Raw genomic sequence first — 23,939 nt, forward strand, 5'->3', positions numbered from 1 at the left:
TGAATAATATGAAAAAAGGTCCATTAATCGTAAAGCATCTCTTTCTAGCGTTATCAAGTATACTATTTATTTTTCCATTCATATGGATGGTGCTTGGTTCGTTTAAAACATCTAGTGAAGTATTACAAGGAGGTTTTTGGCCTAAAGAATTTCACTGGGAAAATTATCAGCAAGTATTAGATATACTTCCATTTAGCACATATTTATTTAATAGTTTCTATACTTCTTTCATCATTACTATATATGTACTTGTTTCGTCAGCGCTTTTTGCTTATATGTTGGCATTTTATAAGTTTAAAGGTAAAAATCTTACATTTAGTGTTGTGATGGCAACTTATATGATCCCTGGAGCTGTATCGTATGTTCCTGTATATGTAATGTTAGGGAAATTTGGTTTGCTTGATTCACATTTTGGATACATGATTTCTATGGCTGTTAGCGTATTCGGTATTTTCTATTTGAAACAAACGTTCCACAAAGTTGGTTTTGAAATAGTGGAAGCAGCCAAAATTGATGGAGCGAGTGATTGGCGAATTCTTTGGAAGATTATTTTCCCAATGACACGATCATCATTTGTAACTCTAGGATTGGTCACATTTATTGGTAACTATAATAATTACATTTGGCCAGCTCTTATTTTGAAAGATAATACACAAAAACTAATTACGAATGGAATTGCTGATTATTTCATTAATAGTTCTTTAGGACGAGATTGGTCACACATTATGGTTGCAAGTACAATCGCAACGGTGCCGCTCTTAATCGTATTTTTAATTCTACAAAAATGGTTCTTATCTGGTGTTACTGATTCAGGAATAAAAGGGTAATTAAATAGTAAAGGAGATATGTGGGATGAAAAAACTATTCATGCTTCTAACAGTGTTAACGTTGTTTGTTAGTGCACTTGCGGGTTGTTCAGGCGGAAAAGGAAGTACGGTTAAAGCAAGTAAAGAAGGCGAGAAGGTTGTTGTTCCATTCATAAATGGAGTGGGTGGTTCTCTTGCAGATCGTGTAGACAAGATCGTGGAAGAATACAATAAAAGTCAGGAAAAATATGTAGTGAAAACGACGAAAGCGGGTAACTACGATGAGTCTTATCAAAAGCTACAAAGTGGATTTGCAGCGAATAACCAAGAAGCAATCGCATTACTAGGTTCAGACGTTATTCAAGAATATGTAAAAAAACAGTTAATCGTACCTTTAGATGAATCTGTTAAAAATGATACTGATTTCAAAAAAGAAGATTATGGAAAAGGTTTTATGGAGCAAGCGACAATTGACGGGAAGTTATATGGAATTCCGTTTTACGGTACAACACAAATCTTTTATTACAATAAAAAAGAATTAGCGGAAAATGGCTTTACAAAAGATGATTTAAAGACATGGGAAGGTGTAGAAAAGGTAGCAAAAACAGTCGCAAAACGTGGTGAAAACGGAAATGTTTCATATGCTGGCTGGATGCCAATGTGGGGGACATCAAACTTAATTGATGCAGTCAGTAGTGCTGGTGGGAATGTATTAAGTGAAGATGGTAAAAAAGTATTAATTAACGATGATACTTGGGTTACGGTATGGGAGAAATTCCGTACATGGCTTCATGAAGATAAAATTATGAAAATACATTCAGGTGGTACTGGATGGGAATATTGGGATAAAACAGTAATTGATTTAGTTGAAGGTAGAACATTAGGGTTCACAGGATCATCTGGTGATCAAGGATTTGTTTTCAAATCATTAGGTAAAGGAATGACGGAAGAAGAACGCTTGAACACATTTGAAGCTTTACCACAACCAGCTTGGGGTAATAATAAACCAGCACCAAAATTAGAAACATATTTATTCACATTAACGAGAAATATTGATCCAGAAGTAGCAAAAGGTGCATATGACTTTATGAAATTTGCGACAAGTACTGAGAAAACGGCTGAATGGTCAATGGCAACAGGCTATATTCCTGTTCGTAACAATGTAACAGAGTACGGTCCATATGCTGAATTTGTCAAAAAACAACCACAAGCATTAGTTCCGTTAGAACAAGCTAACAATAATGGAGTGGGACCATTTGTAGATCCAACGGGTGGGAAAATCAATGACGCTTTAAATGTAGCTAAAGATAAAGTAGAGATTGAAGGGGTTCCAGCAAAAAAAGCATTAGATGAAGCAGCTAAAGTTGCGCAAGAAGAGTTAGATAAATTTCTAAAAAAGAAGAAATAAACCTGTGTGCAGTACGAATATGAGGTGCTTTTGAACGAAGGAAGTGCCTCTGAAAGTCACTTAAAAAGGTGTGAAAACTATGATTGAAATAACAAGTACGATAACACTCTCTCCATTCGTAAAAAATAAACACTGTTTCCAAATGGATGAAACAGATATTACAAACTTTACATTAACAATTGATCAAGGGGATAGCTGGAAAATTCCGCTTTTACTAATCTTGAGAGACCCTAACGGTTATGTACGTATACAATATCAAACTCCAATTGTAAATGAAAAACTAGTCGTTTCGAAAGATTCAAAGTTTTGTTCTGCTGGTTGTATTGGAGGAGACATACAGTCAGGTAATTGGGAATTAGAAGTCGTCTATATTCCTCATTGTGCAAAGAAAGTAGTAAAGTTTACTGGGGAAAAAGTTGACTATACAGTAAATATAGAAGTGAATGATCAGTTGGAGCGAACGTATAGTAGAGAGCATTTTTGTAAGGGAAATGTTTTTATCGATGAAGACCGTTTTTATAAGGTAGTAAATGAAGAACATCGCTGGTACAAAGGGGATTTTCATGAACATACAGATTTAACAGATGGCGAGATAGATGATGAACTTGGAATGAAAGTATGTGAAAAGCAAGAATTAGATTTTTTATATACGACGGAGCACAATATTGTTATGCCATCTTATGAAACAGGAAACACATTAATTATACCATCTATGGAACTTACAACTCCTTATGGTCATTACAATATATTTGGCATAAGAGAATTCATTGATTTTACAGAGTATGTAGATGAATCATTTAGTGCTGAAAAAATGAATGCACTATTTTCACTCATGAAAGAAAAAGGTTATTTATTGAGTGTGAATCATCCATTTATGAAGCCTTGGGCAAACCAAGTTAATATTAACTTAGAAAATGTTCATACGATGGAAATTATGTGTGATCCAACTTATAAAAAAAGTAAATCATCTACTTTAGAAGCTTTGCGTTGTTTCGATCAAATGTGGTCAAATGGTCTTAAAATCTGGGGAATAGGAGGAAGTGACTCTCATTTACATCCGTCTAAAACATTCCCAGGATCAAAAGACCCATCAATTTACGGTGATCCAGGAACATATGTATTATGTAACGGTTTATCAATTAAAAACTTGAAATTTGCGATCAAAAACGGAAGAATTTATTTCTCTCGATTTAGAAAACTAGCGATAGATATTCAAAACGAAGGTGAAACGATTGCTGTTGGCGATGAGGCTAAAGGAAATATTATTTATAACGTTCAAACAGATAAACCGTGTGAGTGGAGACTACTTATAAATGGAAGAACGATTGAAAAAGAATACGGCAGCGATGCAACTTTTGCATTCTCCTTAAATGAAGGGGCGTACGCAAGAGTTGAGGGATGGGAAGAGGACGAATTAGTAGCGTTTATTAATCCTATTCATAATAAAGTTCAGAATAAAAATATAAAAACATGGAATGAAGTTATAGGGGGAATAAAAGGTGAATAAAGCGATTATTTTTGATAAAGATGGAACGTTAATACAGTTAGATTCAGTTTGGTACAAAATTGTGCATCGTGTGTTAGATGATATATTTCAAACGCATCCAAATGAAAAAAGTAAACGAGATGACTACTTAACGATTATTGGTATGAATGATAACGATTTTGAGAGTACGAGTTTACTAGCTTGTCGTACAAATTACTTTATTGCGGCTGCATGGTATTCGTTACTAGAAAATCAATATGTGGATAAAGAGGATTTTATTCAAAATGTATGTCTTCTATTCAAAAAGTACTCTACAGCAGATGATCTTGTATTTACAGAAGTGGAAGGTGCAAAGGAAACGTTACGATATTTAAAAGACAATGAGTATATTATTGGGGTTGTTACGGCAGACGATGTTGATGCAGCTATTCATTCTCTGAAAATGACTGAGTTATATGATTATGTAGATTTTTTAGGTGCAGATGATGGTGTGAATAGAACAAAACCTGAAAGTGACTTTTATCATATGTTTAAAGAAAAATTTTCACTAACTGAAGAAGATGTGCTTATGGTAGGTGATACATTAACAGACGTTACATTTGCAAGAAATAGTAACATTAAAGTAGTGGGCGTCTTATCGGGTGCGAGCAAGAAGGAAGATTTAGAAGGAAAAGCGGATTATATTTTAAACAGTATGAAGGATATTTCGAAGATTTTATAATTCATGTCATCATAATTTTTAACAATATCTGTAAATATAGCTCGAATTCTAGGAGGATATTATGGCTCAACTATCATTCAAAAACATTTACAAAAAATATGATCATGATGTGACAATCGTAAAAGATTTTAACCTAGAAGTAAATGATGGAGAATTTATCGTTTTGGTTGGCCCTTCAGGGTGTGGGAAATCTACAACATTACGTATGATTGCAGGACTTGAGGAGATTTCAGAGGGCGACTTTTATATTGATGGAAAGCGTGTAAATGATGTTACACCGAAAGATAGAGATATTGCAATGGTATTTCAAAACTATGCGCTTTATCCACATATGAGTGTGTATGAAAACATGGCATTTGGATTAAAACTACGAAAGTATAGTAAAGAAGAAATTGACCAGCGTGTGCAACATGCAGCAAAAATTCTTGGACTTGAGCAGTATTTAAGCCGAAAGCCAAAAGCACTTTCAGGTGGGCAGCGCCAGCGTGTTGCCTTAGGCCGAGCGATTGTTCGAAATGCAAAGGTATTTTTAATGGACGAGCCTTTATCAAACTTAGATGCGAAATTGCGCGTTCAAATGCGTGCTGAGATTACAAAATTACATCAACAGCTGCAAACGACATCTGTATATGTCACGCATGATCAAATTGAAGCTATGACGATGGCGACGCGCTTAGTTGTACTAAAAGATGGGATTATACAGCAAGTCGGTACACCGAAAGAAGTGTATGATAATCCAGAGAATGTATTTGTCGGCGGATTCATTGGTTCTCCTGGAATGAATTTTTTCAAAGGAGTATTAACAGATAATGCAGTTATGATTGATAAGTGGAAAATTGAAGTACCAGAAGAGAAGATGAAAGGCTTGCGAAATAAGGGCTATACGAATAAAGAAATCATAATAGGAATACGTCCAGAAGACTTTTATTATGGAAAAGAAATCGAGGATTTACCATATAACGCAAAAGTAACAGTACCGATTGATGTAGCAGAATTAATGGGAGCAGAAACATATCTATATTCTAACATTAATGGACAATCCTTTGTAGCACGTGTGGACACATCTTTAGATGTGCAAAGTCAATCAAATATAGAGCTCGGATTAAACATGGACAAAGTTCATTACTTTGATTCAGAAACTGAGAAACGGATTGTTTTTTAGATAATAATTAAGGTGAGAATATTTTTAAAGTGTCTTCAAATACTACAATTAAATGAACAATAAAGAAGTCGATTATCCTTTAATTTACAGGGGATCGGCTTTTTTATATAAAAGCTCGCTTAGCGTACGAAAATTGCTTTTTGTTGGTAGTGCCCTGTCACAATCAAGCTGAGAAAAACAAATAATCCAAACTGAGAAAATTCTTAAGTTGATGGATGTGTGATGCTACTCCTATGTTAGGGTTCGAGTCATTTGAAACAGCAACCTCTATATTGAGTGGCGTTAAAGCGATCTATATGATAAAAAAGATGTATCGCTTGTAAAAAAATTGCATCACCTTGAATGAGCTAATACGACAAGAATTCGTGTCGGGCCTAATTAGGGAATACAGTACAGATCAGTATATAGTATACAAGCATTCCCTTTCTATAAATACGGTATGTTTTTAATATAATTAAAAGAAAATCTTTGTGTTCTTTAATATGATGTGACATAATACCAGCTTTTTTCTATTTTTGTGATTTCTTTATATTCATTATTAAAGTCGTATTTGTTTGGTCTAGTATCATTTGGTGTGTAAATAAATCCTGAAAAATTATCTAATATACCACGATAAGTAAAAAAGAAAACAGAAATACCATTTTTATTTTGTTGAATAATTACATCCCCACCGTTTTTGGAAGTGGATGCAAACTGTTTAGGTAAATGAATTTGTTTACTATCATAATGAACATTAGGAGTTAACTCTTTATGTTCTATAAGTGCTATAACTTTTTCACGATCTTCTTTATAGATAATAAAATCTAAATTTATATAAATCTCATTAAATGGTATACATATCCAAGTAATTACTATGATTAGTTGAATAATTAATGGTTTCCAATTTTTGTATTTGATGAGATGTATGATTGTGAAAATTAATATTAAGAAAAACAATCCATGAACTATTATTGAAAGAAATGGCATAACAAATGGGGTAAGGAATTCAACTAAATACCATTTAAAAAAATGGTAAAGTATAAGAGCGATACCGCTTATTAATGTAATTTTGGTTAAATTCTTATTCAAATTTTGAAGCTCCTTTCTATACTAAAAACTATGTGATTTTAGTATGAATATAAAATTCGTTTTTTCATAAATTTCCCTTGTTTTCATTTTATTAACTTTGTACGATTAATATTTTGAATATATCATATATTTAAAATTAAATAAATGGACATTAAATTTTTATATTTTATATAGAATAACAGTTAAATAAAAGTGAAGGAAGTTTTCAAAATAGACTAGTTTTTTATTTTAAATGTAATTTGATTTGTTTCATGAAATAGATCCAGTTCCGATAAAATCAGTTGCAACAAGTGAACATTACGTTCACCGACTTATGATATGCTCACTTCTTATTGTGGAAACGGGGCAGTACAGAAGTGAAAAAAACTCTGTGTTTCTTTTTAATTAATATATTTATTAGGGAAAATTTCGAAATTTCCGGCACAAATGCTCCTTCTATCCTATAATAGAAGCTATTCTGGACGTAAGTAATTTGTAAGGAATGAGTAAGAAAAAAGAGATTTTCATAGTATAAAATATTTATTATACCTACGTATAACACCTACTACTAATAATGTGTTATAATACGAATTAGCAACATAAAGGAAAGGAATTAGAAAAAATGACATTACAAAATACTAAAAATTTAAAAAAACAAGTTGCTCCTTTTGAAAAATCAACGGCAAAAAAAAGTGTTTGGCAAATCATCAATACGGTAGTGCCATTTATTATCTTATGGTACCTTGCTTATAAAAGTTTGTCCGTTTCTTATTGGTTAGCATTAGTTCCATCTCTGTTAGCCGCTGGATTTATGACACGGGTTTTCATTATTTTTCATGATTGTACCCATCATTCTTTTTTTAGAAGTCGTCGTGTAAATAGAATAGTAGGGACATGTATGGGTGTGTTAACGTTATTCCCATTTGATCAATGGGGGCATGAGCATTCCGTTCATCACGCTACAAGTGGTAATTTGGATAAGCGAGGTACAGGAGATATTTGGACGCTTACAGTGAATGAATATTTGGCAGCGCCATTTAGACTCCGTTTAGCATATCGTTTATATCGCAACCCATTCGTTATGTTTGGATTAGGCCCGATTTATGTTTTCCTACTTAAAAATAGATTTAACAGAAAAGGTGCTAGAAAGAAGGAACGCATGAACACCTATTTGACGAATGTGTTAATCGTTGCTTTAGTAGGGTTACTTTGCTGGGCACTCGGATGGCAATCGTTTCTTTTAGTACACGGTTCCATATTCTTAATAGCAGGTTCAATAGGTATTTGGCTGTTTTACGTACAGCACACATTCGAGGATTCTTATTTTGAAGAAGATAAAGATTGGGAATATGTGAAAGCGGCAGTGGAAGGAAGTTCGTTTTATAAACTTCCCAAAATCCTGCAATTTCTAACTGGTAATATTGGATTTCATCATGTTCACCATTTAAGTCCAAGAGTACCTAACTATAAACTAGAAGAGGCACACAATAATACGCTTCCTTTAAAAAATGTACCAACGATTACTCTTGCTACAAGCTTGCGGTCAATCCGTTTCCGTCTTTGGGATGAGCAAAACAACAATTTTGTTACCTTTAAAGACGTTAAAAAATTAGTGAAAAACAATGTTTCTATTCCAGTAAAATCAGAACTATAACTTCATCAAATATGACTGACTCCCCTTAATCATTTTCGATTTAAGGGGAGTTTTTGTTTAACTAGTAGATGCACGATATGGAGAAAACTTAAATGATTTAAATTGTAATGGAGGTGGATTAGGAAATAGTAGGTATTAATATAAGAAGACGATAAAATTATTATGTTAACAATTTGAGACGATTGATACCACAACCTTTTTTAATGGATATTATGCTTAGTCCCTGAGAATATTTCAATAGACATGAAAATGATGTTAACGTAATAACAAGAGTATCTTAATCTGCAAAATAAATAACAATAAGAGTTATGAAATTATTTTAAGATAATAAAATACAAAACGGACAAACTCAACTATTCATGAATTTGTCCGTTTATCTTTTAGTGGAAACAGGGGAGTATGTAAACCACATGTGCATAAAGTGTAAAGCTGTTTAAAGATTTGTGTATTCAGCTAATCTGGTCTTTTTTGCAGTTGTTACTTTTTAGTTTGACCGGATAGTTCAACAGACTTTTGCGTACAACGCTGCATAGCTGAAATGATGGCTGTTCGTAAGCCTTTTTCCTCTAATGTTGCTACTGCTTCTATAGTTGTTCCGCCAGGGGAACAAACCATATCTTTCAATTCACCTGGATGCATTCCTGTTTCTAGTACCATTTTTGCAGAGCCTAACACAGCTTGAGCTGCGAATTTATATGCTTGATTTCTTGGCATACCATCTAATACAGCTGCATCTGCCATCGCTTCTATAATCATATATACATATGCTGGCGAAGAACCACTTACAGATGTTACAACATCCATTAATTTTTCGCTTACGATCTCTGTTTGACCAAAACTATTGAAAAGGATTAATACATCTTCTAAATCTTTTTCCGTCACCATTTCATTAGGACATAGCGCAGACATTCCTTCTCCAACAAGAGCAGGTGTATTAGGCATTACTCGTACAACCTTCAACTTTTTATCAAAAGCATCTTCAGTACTTTTAATGCTTTTTCCTGCAGCGATCGTTACGACGATAACATCGTTTTTGATTACTTCTTTTATTTCGTTAATTATTGATGCGTATAGGTCTGGTTTAATTGATAAAATCAAAATATCAGCATTTTTAGCTACTTCATTGTTGTCAGTAGTTGTAGTTAGTCCATATTTTTCACTAGCATGTTTTAAATTAGTAGTGTTTAAATCTGAACAAATGATTTTATTTGAAGACACTATATTTTTGTTTATCATCCCGCCAATTATAGCCATCCCCATATTTCCGCATCCGATGAATCCAATTTGTTTGTCCATAATAACTCAATCTGGCTCCTTTTATCATAAATTATATCGGTCTGATATTGTTATTTTAAAATAATAATGATATCTCCATGCAATATAAAGAAACATTTTAAGAGAGTATGTGCCTTTTTGCAATACAAAAGATAAAAATAAATTATATTCGACATTATGTAAGTACACGCATTATATTTAAAGATTTTATGTTATCCCGCATTAACTGCCCGTAAACGTCCGATTGGTGAAGGCTAATAATCAGTGGGGGATGAACAAAATTCCCACTGATTAAAGTTTCACTTTATATACCTTGGTATGGAGAACAATATATGTTATTAATCGCATGAATGACAGGAGAGATTTTTTAAAAGATTTTATGTTTATGAATATGAGTATAGTTATATCAATTTTCACTATCATCCAGTATGTCCATAATCTCATACAAGAAACTTGTCATCATATTCATTTTGCAAAATACCTCTTGACACAAAAACGAAATATATAGCATAATATAAAAAATTAAATTGAAAATCGTTGAAGGGAAATAGTACATATGTCTTCTTGCGAAAGAGAGTGGAATTCACCGGCTGAAAGATTCCTCGTATAGAATGTATCGAACCTATCCCTGAGTCTTAAATGAAAGTTTAGGCGTACGCCTGCGTTATAGGCGCCAAGTGGATATCTATGTATATCAATTAAGGTGGTACCGCGGAACAATGACCGTTTCGTCCTTTTTATTTTATTAAGGGCGAAGCGGTCATTTTTATTTTGCCCTTTAATACGATAGGTGCAGCATTGATGAGGATAGACATAGCTGCAAACTGTATAAATAAAAGTGTAATTTATAAAAAATTTGATTTTAGACTTGGGGGATAAAAAAGTGAAAAAACAACGAATTGTTGTAAAGATTGGGAGCAGTTCCTTGGCAGCAAGTTATGGAGGCATTTGTAAAGAACAACTTTCAGATCACGTTGCCGCATTGGCACGATTGAAAGAGGAAGGGCATGAAGTTTTGTTGATTACATCTGGGGCAGTCGCTGCAGGTTTTTCTGCTCTAGGGTATCCTAACAGACCTGTGACAATTAAAGGGAAACAGGCTGCTGCCGCTGTCGGACAAAGTTTATTAATGCAGGCGTACACGGAGGAATTCCGTAAATATGGTATCGTTACTGCACAACTGTTGCTAACGAGAAGTGATTTTTCTAGAAAAGAACAATACGGTAACGCTTACGCTACTTTAGGAGAGCTACTAAACCGTTCCGCTCTTCCAATAATCAATGAAAATGATTCCATTTCTTTAGAGGAGCTGACGTTCGGTGATAATGATATGCTGTCAGCTTTAGTAAGCGGACTTGTTTCGGCGGATATGCTCATGATTTTTACAGATGTGAACGGTTTATATGACCAAAATCCTCAGAAAAATGCGGATGCGAAAAAATATCATTTCCTTCCTGAGATAACGGAAGAAATTGCTTCTCTTGCAGGAGATGCTGGCTCAAAACTTGGGACTGGCGGTATGAAATCAAAAATCGATGCTGCAAAGACGGCACTATCTCTTGGAGTGAGTGTATTTATCGGAACGGGATGTGGACAGGAGAAGTTTTTAGATGTTCTGAAGGGAAAAGGTGATGGAACATATATCGGGAATGCTCCTCAAAAAGTGATTAAGATGAACAAGCAATGGATCGCCTTGCATTCGCTTGTTAGCGGACAAATTGAAGTAGATGCGGGGGCAGCCACTGCCATCATTCAACATGGAAAGAGTCTTCTTCCTGCTGGTGTTACTAATGTATCAGGATTTTTCCAAGTGGGAGGAGTCGTGGAAGTAATTACGCAACAAGGGCACGTAATAGGGAAAGGACAATGCAGGTACAGTGCAGAGGAACTAAGGGATTTAAAAGGTATGCAGAGTCAGGATATTCAAGCAAGAGGGGAAAGGCATAGCTATGAAGTTATCCATAGGGATCATTGGGTTTCATTTTAAGAATAGAGAGGGCAGAGTCCACTGCTCAAATTCTTTAATTCCATAGGCGGGAAACACTTAGTTGGTGGAGATAAACGGGTCTCGAATTTTTACTTATTAACTTTTTAAAAGGAGGAAATAAAAATGAATGAAGTGTTGGCAAAGGGGAAAAAGGCGAAAGAAATTGCTAGAGAACTTGTGCTTAAATCTACAAATCAAAAAAACGAAGCACTTGCTACGATTGCAGATCAGTTGATATTAGAAACAGCTTATATTTTAGAGGAAAACAAACAGGACATCGAAGAAGGTAAGGCTAAAGGATTTTCTGATTCTCTTCTTGATCGTCTTATGCTGAATGAACAGCGTATCATTGATATGACTGAAGGTATTAAGCAACTAATTGATTTACGTGATCCTGTTGGAGAATGTGTAAGTGCATGGGAAAGACCAAATGGATTATCTATTCAGGAGATGCGTGTACCACTTGGTGTTGTCGGAATGATTTACGAGGCAAGGCCGAATGTGACAGTGGATGCTGCTACAATTTGCTTAAAAACAGGAAACGCAGTAATACTACGTGGTAGTTCTTCTGCTATTCATTCTAACAAAGCCATCGTTAGCGTTATTCACCGGGCGCTCAAACAAACAAGCTTGCCTTCAGAAAGTGTACAGCTCATAGAAGATACAACGCGCGATAGTGCAAAGCAGTTGTTTACATTGAATGAGTACTTGGATGTTCTTATCCCAAGAGGCGGCAAGCAGTTAATAGATACTGTAGTGAGAGAAGCATCTGTTCCAGTACTTGAAACAGGTGCGGGAAATTGTCATATTTTCATTGATGAAACAGCAGGTAAACAAATGGCAATTGATATTATTATAAACGCAAAAACGCAGCGTCCATCTGTATGTAATGCAATTGAAACGATTATACTTCATGAGAATTGGACGCAGCAATTTGGTAGCGAGCTATTTTCTTCCTTGAAGGAAAGAGGCGTGGAGCTACGTGGTGATAGTAAAGCATTGGCAATTGATTCTTCTATTGCATTAGCTTCAGAAGAAGACTGGGAAACAGAGTTTTTATCTCTCACACTGGCGGTTAAAGTGGTTTCCTCAGCGGAAGAAGCGATTCATCATATAAATACGTATGGATCCATGCATTCCGAAGCGATTATTACAGAGAACGAGGAAAACGTCAGTAAGTTTTTCACATCTGTTGATGCCGCAGCACTCTACCATAATGCATCGACTCGTTTTACAGATGGATCTGAATTCGGATTTGGCGCAGAAATTGGCATCAGTACACAAAAGCTACACGTAAGGGGACCAATGGGGCTTCCTGCATTAACTTCCACAAAATATGTGATTCGTGGAAATGGACAGATTCGGGGATAAGAATTATAAAAGAACAATCAAAAAAATTACAAAAGACACCCAATTTAATTTGGGTGTCTTTTGTAATTAAAACGAAATCAATATTCATTTACCACACAAAAAGCCCCACAAGCATAGCACTTAATAAGGAAACAGCCATTCCGCTAACAAGAAGCTTCCAAACATTTTTACCGATTATTGATGATTTTTCCCCGCCAAATAATGAATTGTAAGTTCCATAAATCATACCTACTGTACTAAAGTTTGCAAAAGAAGCTAGAAATGTTGTGGCAACTGCAATTGTATGTGGTTGTAAAGACTTTAGGTTTGATTTTAAATCCATCATTGCAACAAATTCATTTGTTGTTATTTTTATCCCCATTAATTCTGCTACATACATAGCATCACTGCCTGATACACCAAGTAAAAATGCAAAAGGACTAAAGATAATAGAGAAGATTTTTTGAATTGTTAAGCCTGCTACAAAGAAGCTTAAAATACCATTTAAACACGCTGTTAATGCTACATATCCAATTACCATCGCTAAAATAACAATAACCATATTCATCCCAACTAACATACTGTTTGAAATAGTAGAAAAGAAATCTTTTTTTTCATTTTTTGAAGGTGAATAAATAACATCTTCTTCTTTAGTAATTTCTACAGGATTTAAAACATTAGCCAAGATTAATGCGTTAATACAGTTTAAAGGAATAGCGCTGAAAATATATGTTGCTGGAACCATTGATAGATAAGCACCAAGAATGGATCCGCTGACGCTACTCATACTCATAATTCCAAAAGTCAACAAACGATTTTCTTTTAACACAGATAATTGATCACGAACAACTGCAAGTGCTTCCGTATTTCCTAAAAACATCATTTGAATGGAAAAGAAGCTTTCTAACTTTGGTAAACGAGAAATCTTTGAAATGATTGCACCAACTTTATCAATAATCCAAGTTAAGATTCCAAAATACGAAAGAATATCAAAAAAAGTGATAACAAAAATGATAGGAAGTAATGCGCTAAAGAAGAAATCAACTGTTTGATTTTCCATAGCTGAAGGAAATGCAAATCGAATACCTTCATTCGCACATGATAGTAGCCAACTGAAAAATGACGCAATTTTATTAATGATGATACTGCCCAATTTGGTGCCTAACATAAACCACGTAATAAAAAGCTCCAATATTATTAGAATAACGATTGGTCTCCACTTTATTTGTTTTTTATTAGGCGAACATAGGAAAACAAATAATATTACAATGAAAATCCCTAACATATTTAATATGAAATGCATGTCAACAACTCCTTGAGGCTTATTATTTGTATATAAAAAAGCCCCTATTCTTCCAAATTTGGATTATGATCAGAAGTTATAAAGAATGTAAATTATGTTTGGGATTAATCTATTTCAATTTATGTAATAAAAATTAATGTTTTTTTGCTTTATAAAGGATATGTATTAATAATGTAAAGCAACAAAATAAATCTATTGGTAGAACGAAGGACAACAATTATCGGAAGTATGATAAATTTTTAAAAACTAATAACTGTGTCCATTTTTAAATTGTTTAGGTGAAATACCAGTATGTTTTTTAAAGACTTTTGTAAAATGACTTTGGTCATGGAAATTTAATAGTGTGGAGATTTCTGATATAGAATGTTTTGTATAGGTCATTAAGCTTTTTGACTCATCTATCTTAGCACGCTGAATATATTCGCCTAATGAAATTCCAACTTCTTTCTTGAAAAGGGAAGATAGATAACTAGGATTTAATACGACTATTTCTGCTAGATGGGATAGTGTAATATCTTCGTAAAGATGAGTAAATATATAATTTTGACATATGTTTATAGGCTTTGAATGTTTTTGCATTTTCCCGTTTTTAACTCGTTCTGAGAACTCAAGTAAAGCATTTTCTAAAAATGGGGAAATGGCTTCACTTTTTTTTATTTCTTCGAGTTTTTGAATCAATAAATCACTGAGGGTATATGCGATTTCAGGGAATAGTCCACCATCTATAGCCGACCTTGTCGCAAGTGTAATTGCTGCGATGGCAGAATTTTTCTGGCTTCGCAGGTGACTTGTTTTTGACAACACCCCAAGATCTCCTGATTCAGGTAATTTTCTTAGATTTTTAATTAAATCATCCTTTTTTCCTTCCTTAATACACTCAAATATTTTCCTTTCAACTAGTGGATCGATATGGGTTAATGTACTTTGACGTTGCTCCGATATATGTATAGCGGGCTGTTCAATCTCAAAATCATCCTTTTTTAACAGTATATTTTTTTGCGAAATATCAGCAATGTCTAATTTTTGTTGATACAGCATGTAATAAAGAACTATGCTTATATTTAAAAATTGCAAATTGCTTAAAACAGGGAGCGATTGATAATATCGAATCATTTCCTCTTTGTTTATTTTTAGTTGAAGATCATTAACGATTCCTTTAATTGAAGTTTCTGATAACCTGGAATAAAGGACTGGTCCAACGATGATATTCCCGCAAAATTGATCGTTTAAACGTAAGTTAATTGAGAAAAAATTTTCAAGAAAGGCAGTCTCTTCAAGTACCGGAAAAGTATAGGGTGGATTTCCCCTAAATAGTTGATTAAATAACGCCTCTTTTGAAGAATACAAAGGGTTATGCTGAAAATTGGGCGAGATTTCAAATGCAAAATCCCCTTTGTTATCAATGAAAAAGATAGGTGTTTTATGTATGTCAAAGACTAGCTTACAAATATAATATAAATCCTCTAGTTTGGAGCAATTCATTATTTTAACCTCTATTCTTTAAAAATCAGTCAATATGTGTACAAGTTAAAAACAGCAGAAACACCTAGGAGGAAAAAGCATTTTCCCCTCTGCATAGTAACCATATATATAATCAGCTAAAATTTTTACAAGTATTCTAAAAAATATACCATAATATCTAAAAAATAATAACTATAATAACATTAAGAAAGCGTTTACTTAATTATTTTTAGGAGGGCTATCATGAAAAGAGATATTAAGAAAATCATTTTACAAATGACATTAGGAGAAAAGGCAAGTCTATGTTCTGGATTAGACTTTTGGAATACAAAAGGGATTGAGCGATTAGAAATTCCTTCAATTATGGTAACTGATGGACCACACGGGCTTAGAAAACAGGCAGAGGGAGCAGATCACTTAGGAATTTATAACAGTATTCCAGCGACGTGTTTCCCTTCAGCAGTAGGATTAGCGAGTACATGGAATAAAGAATTAATAAAACAAGTAGGAGTTGCATTAGGAGAAGAATGTCAGGCTGAAAATGTAGGAGTTCTCCTTGGACCAGGTGCAAACATAAAACGTTCGCCGCTATGCGGAAGAAACTTTGAATATTTTTCAGAGGACCCGTATTTATCATCACAAATGGCTGCAAACCATGTGAAAGGCGTACAAAGTCAAGGGGTTGGAACGTCATTAAAACATTTCGCTGCTAATAATCAGGAGCATCGCAGAATGTCTGTAGATGCAATTGTTGATGAAAGAACATTGCGTGAAATCTATCTTGCTAGTTTTGAAGATGTCATTAAGGAAGCACAGCCTTGGACAGTAATGAGCGCTTACAACAAGGTAAATGGTGAATACGCTTCGGAAAATAACTATTTATTAAATGATATTTTAAAAGATGAATGGGGATTTGAAGGTTTTGTCGTTTCTGATTGGGGTGCAGTAAATGAGCGTGTTGCAAGTTTAGCGAACGGTTTGGAGTTAGAAATGCCTTCAAGCTTTGGAATTGGTGAGAAGAAAATTGTTGATGCAGTTAATTGTGGTGAGCTATCCGTAGAAAAGCTTGATCAAGCGGCAGAGCGTCTTCTTTACATTATTTTTAAAGCTTATGATAACCAATTAGAAAACGCTGTATATAGTAAGGACGCGCATCATCAGCTTGCAAGAGAAGTTGCAAGTGAAAGTATGGTTATGTTACAAAATGAAGATTCCATTCTTCCGCTGAAAAAAGAGGGAACGGTAGCAGTAATCGGAGGATTTGCAAAGCAACCACGTTTTCAAGGCGGCGGAAGCTCTCATATTAATCCAACAAATCTTGAAAGTATTCTCGAAGAAATTGAAACGGTATCAGGTGAAAAAACTAACATATTATTTGCCCAAGGCTATGACATTGCAAGTGATGATGTAAATGAAAGCATGGTTAATGAAGCGAAAAAAATAGCGGAGCGAGCAGATACAGCGATCCTTTTCGTTGGACTTCCAGATCGTTATGAATCTGAAGGCTTTGATCGAAAACATTTACAAATGCCAGAAAATCACGTGCAATTAATTGAGGCTATCGCTGAAGTTCAAAGTAATATCGTTGTAGTTTTAAGTAACGGTGCTCCAATTGAAATGCCATGGATAGGTAAAGTAAAAGGAATACTGGAAGGCTATTTAGGTGGCCAAGCATTAGGCGGAGCGATTGCCGATATATTATTTGGTGATGCGAATCCAAGCGGGAAATTAGCGGAAACATTCCCGAAAGTGTTAAGCGATAATCCTTCTTACTTAAACTTCCCTGGTGAAGGGGACAAAGTGGAATACAAAGAAGGTGTGTTCGTCGGATACCGTTATTACGATGCGAAAAATATTGAACCGTTGTTCCCATTTGGTTTTGGATTAAGCTATACAAATTTTGAGTATAGTAATCTTTCAATAAATAAGAAAGAGATAACGGATACGGACACTGTTTCTATCAGTGTGAACGTGAAAAATACTGGTAGTAGAGCAGGGAAAGAAATTGTTCAGCTTTATATAAAAGATGTTGAAAGCAGTATGACTCGTCCTGAAAAAGAGCTAAAAGGATTTGAAAAAGTAGAATTGCAGCCGGGAGAAGAAAAAACGGTTAACTTTACTTTAAATAAAAGATCATTTGCTTATTATAATGTTGAATTAAAGGACTGGCATGTTGAAACAGGTGAATTCAAGATTTTAGTAGGAAAGTCTTCAAAAGAGATTGTTTTACATGATAGCTTGTATGTTCAATCAACGACTATAATTCAAAAACCAGTGCATCGTAATACGTTACTTGGGGACATATTTACGGACCCAATCTTAGCACCAATCGCAAAAGGGCTTATGGAAAAAGCATTAAAAGACAGTCCGTTTGGTAGTATGACTGAAGGGGATAGTGATGCCTCTGAAATGATGGACGCTATGCTGAACTATATGCCATTACGAGCATTAGTGAACTTTAGCGCAGGTGCTTTTACAGAAGAAATGTTAAGTGAAATAATTGGGCTATTGAACGATGCGCAGATGAACTAATAAGTGTAAATGAATTGTATTAATGGGCGGTAAGACTCCTACCTCAAAACTTGGCGAATACGAGGAAGTGAGGCGGGAGATAATGGCCCGGAAATGCCTAATTAAAGTTTTACTTTATCCATTGAACATTCTTTGTTGAATTTTAATTAGGGTTAATAATTCATTGTAGGACGTTTCTCCAACATACAAAAAGGCAAATGAGAGTTTGAATTTCATTTGCTTTTTTGCGTGCTTATTCTGCTAAATGTAGAATCATATGCTTGTCTATCATCTTTAATCATCATTTATCCCGCTATTTGCCGGGCAGTAAAACTCCCACTTCAAAATCCAGGTGGAGCAAAGAAGTTAGGTGGGAGATCAACTGTCCGTAAACGCCCGCTTGGTGAGGGCTAATAATCAGTGGGGGATGGACAACCCCCACTGATTAAAGTTTCACTTTATAAATATGAACGATGCGATGGCCAGGAACCTTGGAGTTTACGAAGTTGTACAATTTGTCCTGTATGATAAGCATCGTGCAATAGGATATTCAGATATTGTTGCCAAACTGGTAGAGACGGACTTGGTTGATCCAGTTCTGCTTCTTGAAGGGATGTTAATGAAGATTGTAAGGCATCATGTACTTGAATCGTTCGCTTCACTGTTTGTTGCCACGATTCATCATCGTTAGGTCCACCTTGGACAAACGTGTCATCATTATTTTGTGGAGCAACAAATGTGTCATCTTGATGTAAGCGGGAAAGTAAACGCTCTTTAAAGGTTAGTAAATGGTTTACATTTTCCCAAATCGTATTACTGGCCTTTCCTTCGGGTTGCCAACATGCTTGTGCAGCGGTAAGATTCTTTAACGCTTCTGATATCGGTGGATACCATTCTTCTTCGTAAAAAACTTGCTTGACCCCATTTTGTAATATTTCTTTTTTACCCATTCGTATAGCCTCCTTAACTATGAGATAGACCAACAATAAGTGTTAGAGAAATTAGGTAGAAACGTACTTACTTATCATCTGATTGATATTTGGAAGTTTCTAAAAGAACAATATGACGCCGTTGTAGCAATTGCAGAAATAAACTTATGCTTTCTAAATCATTTTTCTAAATGTAATAAATTCTCCTTTCTCTTCAATAAACCTGCCTCATAGTTGAACAAGAAAATTAACTGTAGCTTAAATTTTAAAACTTGTAGCAATATAAAGTTTTAAAATTCTAAAAATTTAGAAGGTGTAATTCGATAAATATAGAATTTAATACATAGCAAATAAGGAGGGGATTAAGTGGAAGTCTTTCACGTAACGAGTAGAAAGAGGGAAACGTACAACATTCAAATGAAGTATTCGATACTTTTCGAATGTGCACTTGGCATTGCGGCAATTACTCATAAGAGGTTAATCGATACTCTTGAAAAGACTCAAAGTGAATGGGAAGAAATTAGACAATCATTATCGGTAGAGATGAGAGAGCATTTACAGTTTGTAGAAGAAAATAATACATGGAAATCATTGCTTCAGTTATTGTATGAGGGAGATTTTCAGGATCTATCACAGTTTATTGCAAATATCGATTCACTTTCAGAAGAAGATTTAAAGTATATATGTTTACCGTTTTTAGGAGAAGTGTATGAGGAAAAAAGACGTTTAGCAGTAAGCGGGGAAGCATCTGCAATACACGAACTAAAGGAACTGACACATGATCATCAGTTTTTTTCTACGTATATAGAGTTTGTATGTCATGTTGATGTGCGTGAACTAAAAACGCATTTAATCGCCGTTATGACAGGGTGGTATGACAGTGTTGTTAAAAAAGAGGCAGAAGAAATTGTTTTTATACTACAACGAGATTATGAAGCGAAAACTGAAATGAATAAAAAGATGCAACCTGAAGAGTTTGTAGAGTGGGCAACAGGTGGAGTTACATATATGCCAGAGCCAAGTGTTCATCACGTACTTCTTATCCCGCAAATTACATACAGACCGTGGAACATAGAAGCTGATATTGAAGATACGAAAGTGTTTCATTATCCGGTCGCAAATGAAAGTATACATCCAGAAGATCCGTATGAGCCGAGTTATTTTTTAGTTCATAAACATAAGGCGCTCGGGGATGAGGCAAGATTGCGTATTGTAAAACTACTATTTGAACAAGAGCGTGCGCTGCAAGAAATAACGGAAAGATTACAACTAGGAAAATCGACAGTACATCATCATTTGAAACTTTTACGTTCAGCAAAGTTAGTTGATATTCAAGACGGAAAATATGTATTGAGAAAGAAAGCAGTGCAGTCTTTAGCGAAAGAATTAGATGCATTTTTGAATAGATAATATACAACGAGAATGTACATAAAGGGAGGAATTTAATAGAAAAGTTGGTGAGTTATATTGGGAAATGTGTTGAAAAATCGTTCATTCTTTTTTATCCCGCATTAACGGGCAGTAAGACTCCCACCTCAAAATTCGGTGAATGCTAGGAAGTTAGGTGGGAGATCAACTGCCCGTAAAAGCCCGATTGGTTCAACTAATAATCAGTGGGGGATGGACAAAACCCCCACTGATTAAAGTTTCACTTTATGTGGATAGGTAGTGCAATTTCAGAATTAGGCGAGGCTTTCGGGACGTTATGTAATTCAATTCTCGTTTATGAATTAACAGGATCAAAAACAGCATTAAGTAGCATGTGGTTACTATATTTTATCCCATCTCTCATACTGCAACTAATAAGTGGCCCATTTATTGATAAATGGAGCAGAAAGTGGATTATGATTTTTTCGCAATGGGTGCGGGCCTCTGTTTTCTTACTGCCTTTAGTAATGCTAGTTACTAACAGTGTAGAAGTGTGGCATGTTACGTAGTTCAAATTATAGTAGGGCTCATTACGCCGCTTTATACACCTGCTAGTCAAGCGATTACACCGAGCATTGTAAGTAAAGAGCAGCTTCAAGATGCAAATGCGTATATTGATGGGATGGCTCGTCTTATGATGTTTCTAGCTCCAGTATTAGGTGGTATCGTCATTCATTTTATTGGAATGAAGCTTACACTATTTTTTGTGTGCGTTTGTCTATTTATTAGTGGAGGATTATTACTTTTCATTACAGAAAAGAGGAAAAAGAAAGAGCTTCGAAAAACGTGGCTAGAACAGTTTCTTCACGGCTTTACATACTTTTTCACAAAACCAGTTATCGTTTGGCTCGGGGTATTTCTTACTTTCGTTCAATTCGGAGTAGGGGTAACGATGGTTACAAATCTTCCTTATATAAAAGACGAACTTTCAGCAGGATATGCTGAGTACGGTTACTTCATGGCAGGATTCCCGCTTGGCTATGTAGTTGGTTCCATGTTAGTTGGGAAAGTGAAGTATAGAAGCAGGCGACTACTTATGCTTGGAGGATTATTCGTAGGGGGCCTTACTTACATTTCACTAGGTTTAAATAATAGTATTATTATTGCGATTGTAATCGAAGTAATTGCCGGTATATGTATTGCATTTTTCAATGTTCATAACACGACGATATGCCAACAAACTGTCCCAAATAATATGATAGGAAAAGTCTTTTCAGTGCGACTATTTTTCATACGCTCGGCAATGCCATTAGGTGTCTTTTTAGGGGGAATACTGAGTGAAATGTGGGGAGTGAGAGTATTATACTTTATCATCGGTGCGATTATATGTGCCACTTCTTTAAGTGGGATATTGCTTCCGTATTTTAAATTTTTGGATGAGTCAATTGAAAAGAAATCGGCATAATTCAAATAATTTAAAACTTTATAATTGAAAACAATTATCATAATCAATTATAATGGAAGAATACTAGTATTCGTATTATAAAAAGGGAGTGGGATTAAATGTTTATCGAAACTAAAACATTTACAGTAAAAGAAGGTACATCTAATATAGTTGTAGAGCGTTTTACAGGAGAAGGCATTATTGAAAAATTTGAAGGCTTCATCGACTTAAGTGTTCTCGTGAAAAAAGTAAGACGCGGAGACGAAGAAGTTGTAGTTATGATTCGCTGGGAATCGGAAGAAGCATGGAAAAACTGGGAAACGAGCGAAGAACATTTAGCGGGACATAGAGCGGGACGCGGTAAGCCAAAACCAGATCATATCATTAAGGTTGAACATGGGGTTTATTATGTGAAATCATCGAAATCGGCTTATCAGAAGTCGTAATAATACATTTGTTTAATTATAATTTTTCAAATATATAACCATCTATCTGTTTACTGATAGATGGTTATTAACATTGAATAAAGAGAATGATTCGTATGTGATGTAAGAAGAATTAACGGACAGGTTAAAATTAGAAATGTTATAATATAAACTCGATTAGTGAGTAAGATTAGGAGGGACAGTAATGGTTCAATCGATAGTTCATATTGCATTAGTAGTAAAAGACTATGATGAGGCAATAGAGTTTTATACAAGGAAACTAAATTTCACATTAGTTGAAGATATTTATCAGCCGGAAGAAAACAAACGTTGGGTAGTGGTATCTCCTCCAGGTTCAGTCGGCACCACAATATTACTAGCTAGGGCATCTAAACCTGAACAAGAGCCCTTTATTGGTAACCAATCAGGTGGTAGAGTTTTTCTTTTCTTAAATACTGACGATTTTTGGAGAGATTATAATGAAATGATTTCAAGAGGAATAGAATTTGTGAGAGAACCGAAAGAGCAATCATATGGAATTGTTGCAGTGTTTAAGGATTTATACGGGAATTTATGGGACCTGCTGCAACTAAAAGATGATCACCCAATTGTACAAAGAATTAATAGAAAGCAATGCGACTAAGCATTTCACAAGTATGTGAAAATAGAGCTCGGGATGTGAAAATTAGCAGTGTTTATAATGGAAATGTATGAGGGGAAATATAATTCAATATCGTTTAAACGGTGTTTGCGTATTTTAGAAGCTGAGAAATATCGATATATTCTTATAGGAAGTATATTACGCGCTCAATAACTTGGAGGATAGAAATGATAGAAAATCTTTCATTTATTACATATGAAAACCATAAAGAGTTAGTACATAAAATTCTAAATGAATATATCGCTAGGAATGAAGTGAGTGGGTTAATGCTCATCGGATCTATCGCAAGAGGTGACGCATACCCCGAATCCGATATAGACTTATATGTTCTTTTAGAGAATGGACAAAAGAAAGATTTTCATTCTGAAATGAGAGAAGGTATTTTAATTGAATATAAGTATGCAGAGGTTAATAGAATTCAATTAAACTTTAAAAATAATCCAATGGAATTATACTCTTTTCTAGAAGGAGAAATTTTATTTGATAGTAACGGTGAGTTGAAAAGGTTAAAGGAAGTAGCTCAACATAAATATGAAAATTATTCTGTTTCTAGTGATAAAGTAAAAGGCATTTCTCATTGGTTAAATAGTTCGCTAATTAAAATTCAGGCTGCTTTGAAAGCAAAAGATGAGTTAAAAGCTTCATACATAGTTCACACATCAATGTGGACATTGCTAGAGGGAATATGGGCTATTAATAACAGGCCGACACCTCCAGCTGGATATGCTTTAAGGTATATTCAAGCATTACCTATTAGACCGACTAATTTTGATGATTTGCTTAATAAAGTGTTTTTAGGGAATACGAAGGAACGTATTCATTCGGCAATTATCGTGATTGAGTGGGCTTTAGTGAATCTAGAGAACAAAAAATAACGGACATATTAACCGTATAATATGTCCGTTATTTTAATCTAATCTAACTTTATTTCAAATTCAAGC

At 34.7% G+C, this 23,939-nt stretch carries 18 protein-coding genes, 1 pseudogene and 1 other annotated feature; of the genes and pseudogenes, 14 read left to right on the top strand and 5 right to left on the bottom strand.

From position 1 onward, the window contains the following. Positions 1 to 8: 8 nt before the first annotated feature. From MKX77_RS09645 to MKX77_RS09665, 5 genes are all read left to right on the top strand, one after another. Positions 9 to 827: a carbohydrate ABC transporter permease gene (locus tag MKX77_RS09645; protein WP_341306453.1), complete on the top strand. Its 819-nt coding sequence runs from the start codon at positions 9 to 11 to the stop codon at positions 825 to 827. A gap of 25 nt (positions 828 to 852) precedes the next feature. Next, a complete protein-coding gene (locus tag MKX77_RS09650) occupies positions 853 to 2,214 on the top strand; it encodes an extracellular solute-binding protein (RefSeq protein WP_341306454.1) in 1,362 nt (453 codons plus the stop codon). A 79-nt stretch (positions 2,215 to 2,293) separates the two neighbouring features. Further along, complete coding sequence (locus MKX77_RS09655) at positions 2,294 to 3,721, top strand: CehA/McbA family metallohydrolase (protein ID WP_341306455.1); 1,428 nt, start codon at positions 2,294 to 2,296, stop codon at positions 3,719 to 3,721. Then, positions 3,714 to 4,421: an HAD family hydrolase gene (locus MKX77_RS09660; RefSeq protein ID WP_341306456.1), complete on the top strand. Its 708-nt coding sequence runs from the start codon at positions 3,714 to 3,716 to the stop codon at positions 4,419 to 4,421. Before MKX77_RS09655 ends, MKX77_RS09660 begins: the two co-directional genes overlap by 8 nt. A gap of 61 nt (positions 4,422 to 4,482) precedes the next feature. Continuing rightward, the gene (locus tag MKX77_RS09665; RefSeq protein WP_341306457.1) at positions 4,483 to 5,583 is read left to right on the top strand and encodes an ABC transporter ATP-binding protein; all 1,101 of its coding nucleotides are present in this window, start codon (positions 4,483 to 4,485) and stop codon (positions 5,581 to 5,583) included. A gap of 477 nt (positions 5,584 to 6,060) precedes the next feature. On the opposite strand, the gene MKX77_RS09670 is transcribed toward MKX77_RS09665, so the two are convergent. Further along, complete coding sequence (locus MKX77_RS09670; RefSeq protein ID WP_060750431.1) at positions 6,061 to 6,651, bottom strand: hypothetical protein; 591 nt, start codon at positions 6,649 to 6,651, stop codon at positions 6,061 to 6,063. Between the two features lie 601 nt (positions 6,652 to 7,252). Between MKX77_RS09670 and MKX77_RS09675 the strand changes: the two genes are divergently transcribed. Continuing rightward, the gene (locus MKX77_RS09675) at positions 7,253 to 8,284 is read left to right on the top strand and encodes a fatty acid desaturase (RefSeq protein ID WP_215553445.1); all 1,032 of its coding nucleotides are present in this window, start codon (positions 7,253 to 7,255) and stop codon (positions 8,282 to 8,284) included. A 477-nt stretch (positions 8,285 to 8,761) separates the two neighbouring features. Here the strand turns inward: MKX77_RS09675 and proC are convergent, their stop codons facing one another. Beyond that, positions 8,762 to 9,580, bottom strand: coding sequence for a pyrroline-5-carboxylate reductase (gene proC, locus MKX77_RS09680; RefSeq protein WP_215553444.1), 819 nt, complete (start codon positions 9,578 to 9,580; stop codon positions 8,762 to 8,764). Positions 9,581 to 10,087: 507 nt separating this feature from the next. After that, positions 10,088 to 10,298, top strand: a binding site (T-box leader). A gap of 144 nt (positions 10,299 to 10,442) precedes the next feature. Between proC and proB the strand changes: the two genes are divergently transcribed. Both proB and MKX77_RS09690 read left to right on the top strand, forming a co-directional pair. Next, positions 10,443 to 11,546: a glutamate 5-kinase gene (gene proB, locus MKX77_RS09685; RefSeq protein WP_341306458.1), complete on the top strand. Its 1,104-nt coding sequence runs from the start codon at positions 10,443 to 10,445 to the stop codon at positions 11,544 to 11,546. Positions 11,547 to 11,669: 123 nt separating this feature from the next. Continuing rightward, positions 11,670 to 12,917, top strand: coding sequence for a glutamate-5-semialdehyde dehydrogenase (locus tag MKX77_RS09690; RefSeq protein WP_341306459.1), 1,248 nt, complete (start codon positions 11,670 to 11,672; stop codon positions 12,915 to 12,917). An 88-nt stretch (positions 12,918 to 13,005) separates the two neighbouring features. Here the strand turns inward: MKX77_RS09690 and MKX77_RS09695 are convergent, their stop codons facing one another. Both MKX77_RS09695 and MKX77_RS09700 read right to left on the bottom strand, forming a co-directional pair. Next, positions 13,006 to 14,199 (bottom strand): nucleoside transporter C-terminal domain-containing protein, encoded by a 1,194-nt coding sequence (locus tag MKX77_RS09695; RefSeq protein ID WP_341306460.1) that lies wholly within the window; start codon positions 14,197 to 14,199, stop codon positions 13,006 to 13,008. Positions 14,200 to 14,445: 246 nt separating this feature from the next. Then, a complete protein-coding gene (locus MKX77_RS09700; protein ID WP_341306461.1) occupies positions 14,446 to 15,681 on the bottom strand; it encodes a helix-turn-helix domain-containing protein in 1,236 nt (411 codons plus the stop codon). A gap of 222 nt (positions 15,682 to 15,903) precedes the next feature. Between MKX77_RS09700 and MKX77_RS09705 the strand changes: the two genes are divergently transcribed. Next, a complete protein-coding gene (locus tag MKX77_RS09705; protein ID WP_341306462.1) occupies positions 15,904 to 18,192 on the top strand; it encodes a glycoside hydrolase family 3 C-terminal domain-containing protein in 2,289 nt (762 codons plus the stop codon). A gap of 437 nt (positions 18,193 to 18,629) precedes the next feature. On the opposite strand, the gene MKX77_RS09710 is transcribed toward MKX77_RS09705, so the two are convergent. Continuing rightward, a complete protein-coding gene (locus MKX77_RS09710) occupies positions 18,630 to 19,121 on the bottom strand; it encodes a DinB family protein (protein WP_341306463.1) in 492 nt (163 codons plus the stop codon). A 345-nt stretch (positions 19,122 to 19,466) separates the two neighbouring features. On the opposite strand from MKX77_RS09710, the gene MKX77_RS09715 reads away from it, so the two are divergent. The 5 genes and pseudogenes from MKX77_RS09715 to MKX77_RS09735 all read left to right on the top strand — a co-directional run bounded on the left by MKX77_RS09715 (position 19,467) and on the right by MKX77_RS09735 (position 23,873). Beyond that, positions 19,467 to 20,510: an ArsR/SmtB family transcription factor gene (locus MKX77_RS09715; RefSeq protein WP_341306464.1), complete on the top strand. Its 1,044-nt coding sequence runs from the start codon at positions 19,467 to 19,469 to the stop codon at positions 20,508 to 20,510. 245 nt (positions 20,511 to 20,755) lie between these two features. Next, a pseudogene (locus MKX77_RS09720) lies at positions 20,756 to 21,933 on the top strand (MFS transporter). A gap of 98 nt (positions 21,934 to 22,031) precedes the next feature. After that, a complete protein-coding gene (gene hmoA / locus MKX77_RS09725) occupies positions 22,032 to 22,358 on the top strand; it encodes a heme-degrading monooxygenase HmoA (RefSeq protein ID WP_142395788.1) in 327 nt (108 codons plus the stop codon). A gap of 184 nt (positions 22,359 to 22,542) precedes the next feature. Next, on the top strand, positions 22,543 to 22,980 hold the full coding sequence (locus MKX77_RS09730) for a VOC family protein (protein WP_341306465.1): 438 nt from the start codon (positions 22,543 to 22,545) through the stop codon (positions 22,978 to 22,980). Between the two features lie 185 nt (positions 22,981 to 23,165). Next, complete coding sequence (locus MKX77_RS09735) at positions 23,166 to 23,873, top strand: nucleotidyltransferase family protein (RefSeq protein ID WP_341306466.1); 708 nt, start codon at positions 23,166 to 23,168, stop codon at positions 23,871 to 23,873. Positions 23,874 to 23,939 lie beyond the last annotated feature (66 nt).

The organism is Bacillus sp. FSL R9-9410 (assembly GCF_038050385.1).
GTDB lineage: Bacteria > Bacillota > Bacilli > Bacillales > Bacillaceae_G > Bacillus_A > Bacillus_A cereus_U.

Excerpts from the sequence above, each read along its gene's own strand:
- MKX77_RS09705 (WP_341306462.1), top strand. The coding sequence starts at position 15,904 with ATGAAAAGAGATATTAAGAAAATCATTTTACAAATGACATTAGGAGAA.
- MKX77_RS09690 (WP_341306459.1), top strand. The coding sequence starts at position 11,670 with ATGAATGAAGTGTTGGCAAAGGGGAAAAAGGCGAAAGAAATTGCTAGA.
- proC (WP_215553444.1), bottom strand. The coding sequence starts at position 9,580 with ATGGACAAACAAATTGGATTCATCGGATGCGGAAATATGGGGATGGCT.
- MKX77_RS09730 (WP_341306465.1), top strand. The coding sequence starts at position 22,543 with ATGGTTCAATCGATAGTTCATATTGCATTAGTAGTAAAAGACTATGAT.
- MKX77_RS09675 (WP_215553445.1), top strand. The coding sequence starts at position 7,253 with ATGACATTACAAAATACTAAAAATTTAAAAAAACAAGTTGCTCCTTTT.
- hmoA (WP_142395788.1), top strand. The coding sequence starts at position 22,032 with ATGTTTATCGAAACTAAAACATTTACAGTAAAAGAAGGTACATCTAAT.
- MKX77_RS09695 (WP_341306460.1), bottom strand. The coding sequence starts at position 14,199 with ATGCATTTCATATTAAATATGTTAGGGATTTTCATTGTAATATTATTT.
- MKX77_RS09645 (WP_341306453.1), top strand. The coding sequence starts at position 9 with ATGAAAAAAGGTCCATTAATCGTAAAGCATCTCTTTCTAGCGTTATCA.
- MKX77_RS09665 (WP_341306457.1), top strand. The coding sequence starts at position 4,483 with ATGGCTCAACTATCATTCAAAAACATTTACAAAAAATATGATCATGAT.
- MKX77_RS09650 (WP_341306454.1), top strand. The coding sequence starts at position 853 with ATGAAAAAACTATTCATGCTTCTAACAGTGTTAACGTTGTTTGTTAGT.
- MKX77_RS09700 (WP_341306461.1), bottom strand. The coding sequence starts at position 15,681 with ATGAATTGCTCCAAACTAGAGGATTTATATTATATTTGTAAGCTAGTC.
- MKX77_RS09710 (WP_341306463.1), bottom strand. The coding sequence starts at position 19,121 with ATGGGTAAAAAAGAAATATTACAAAATGGGGTCAAGCAAGTTTTTTAC.
- MKX77_RS09655 (WP_341306455.1), top strand. The coding sequence starts at position 2,294 with ATGATTGAAATAACAAGTACGATAACACTCTCTCCATTCGTAAAAAAT.
- MKX77_RS09735 (WP_341306466.1), top strand. The coding sequence starts at position 23,166 with ATGATAGAAAATCTTTCATTTATTACATATGAAAACCATAAAGAGTTA.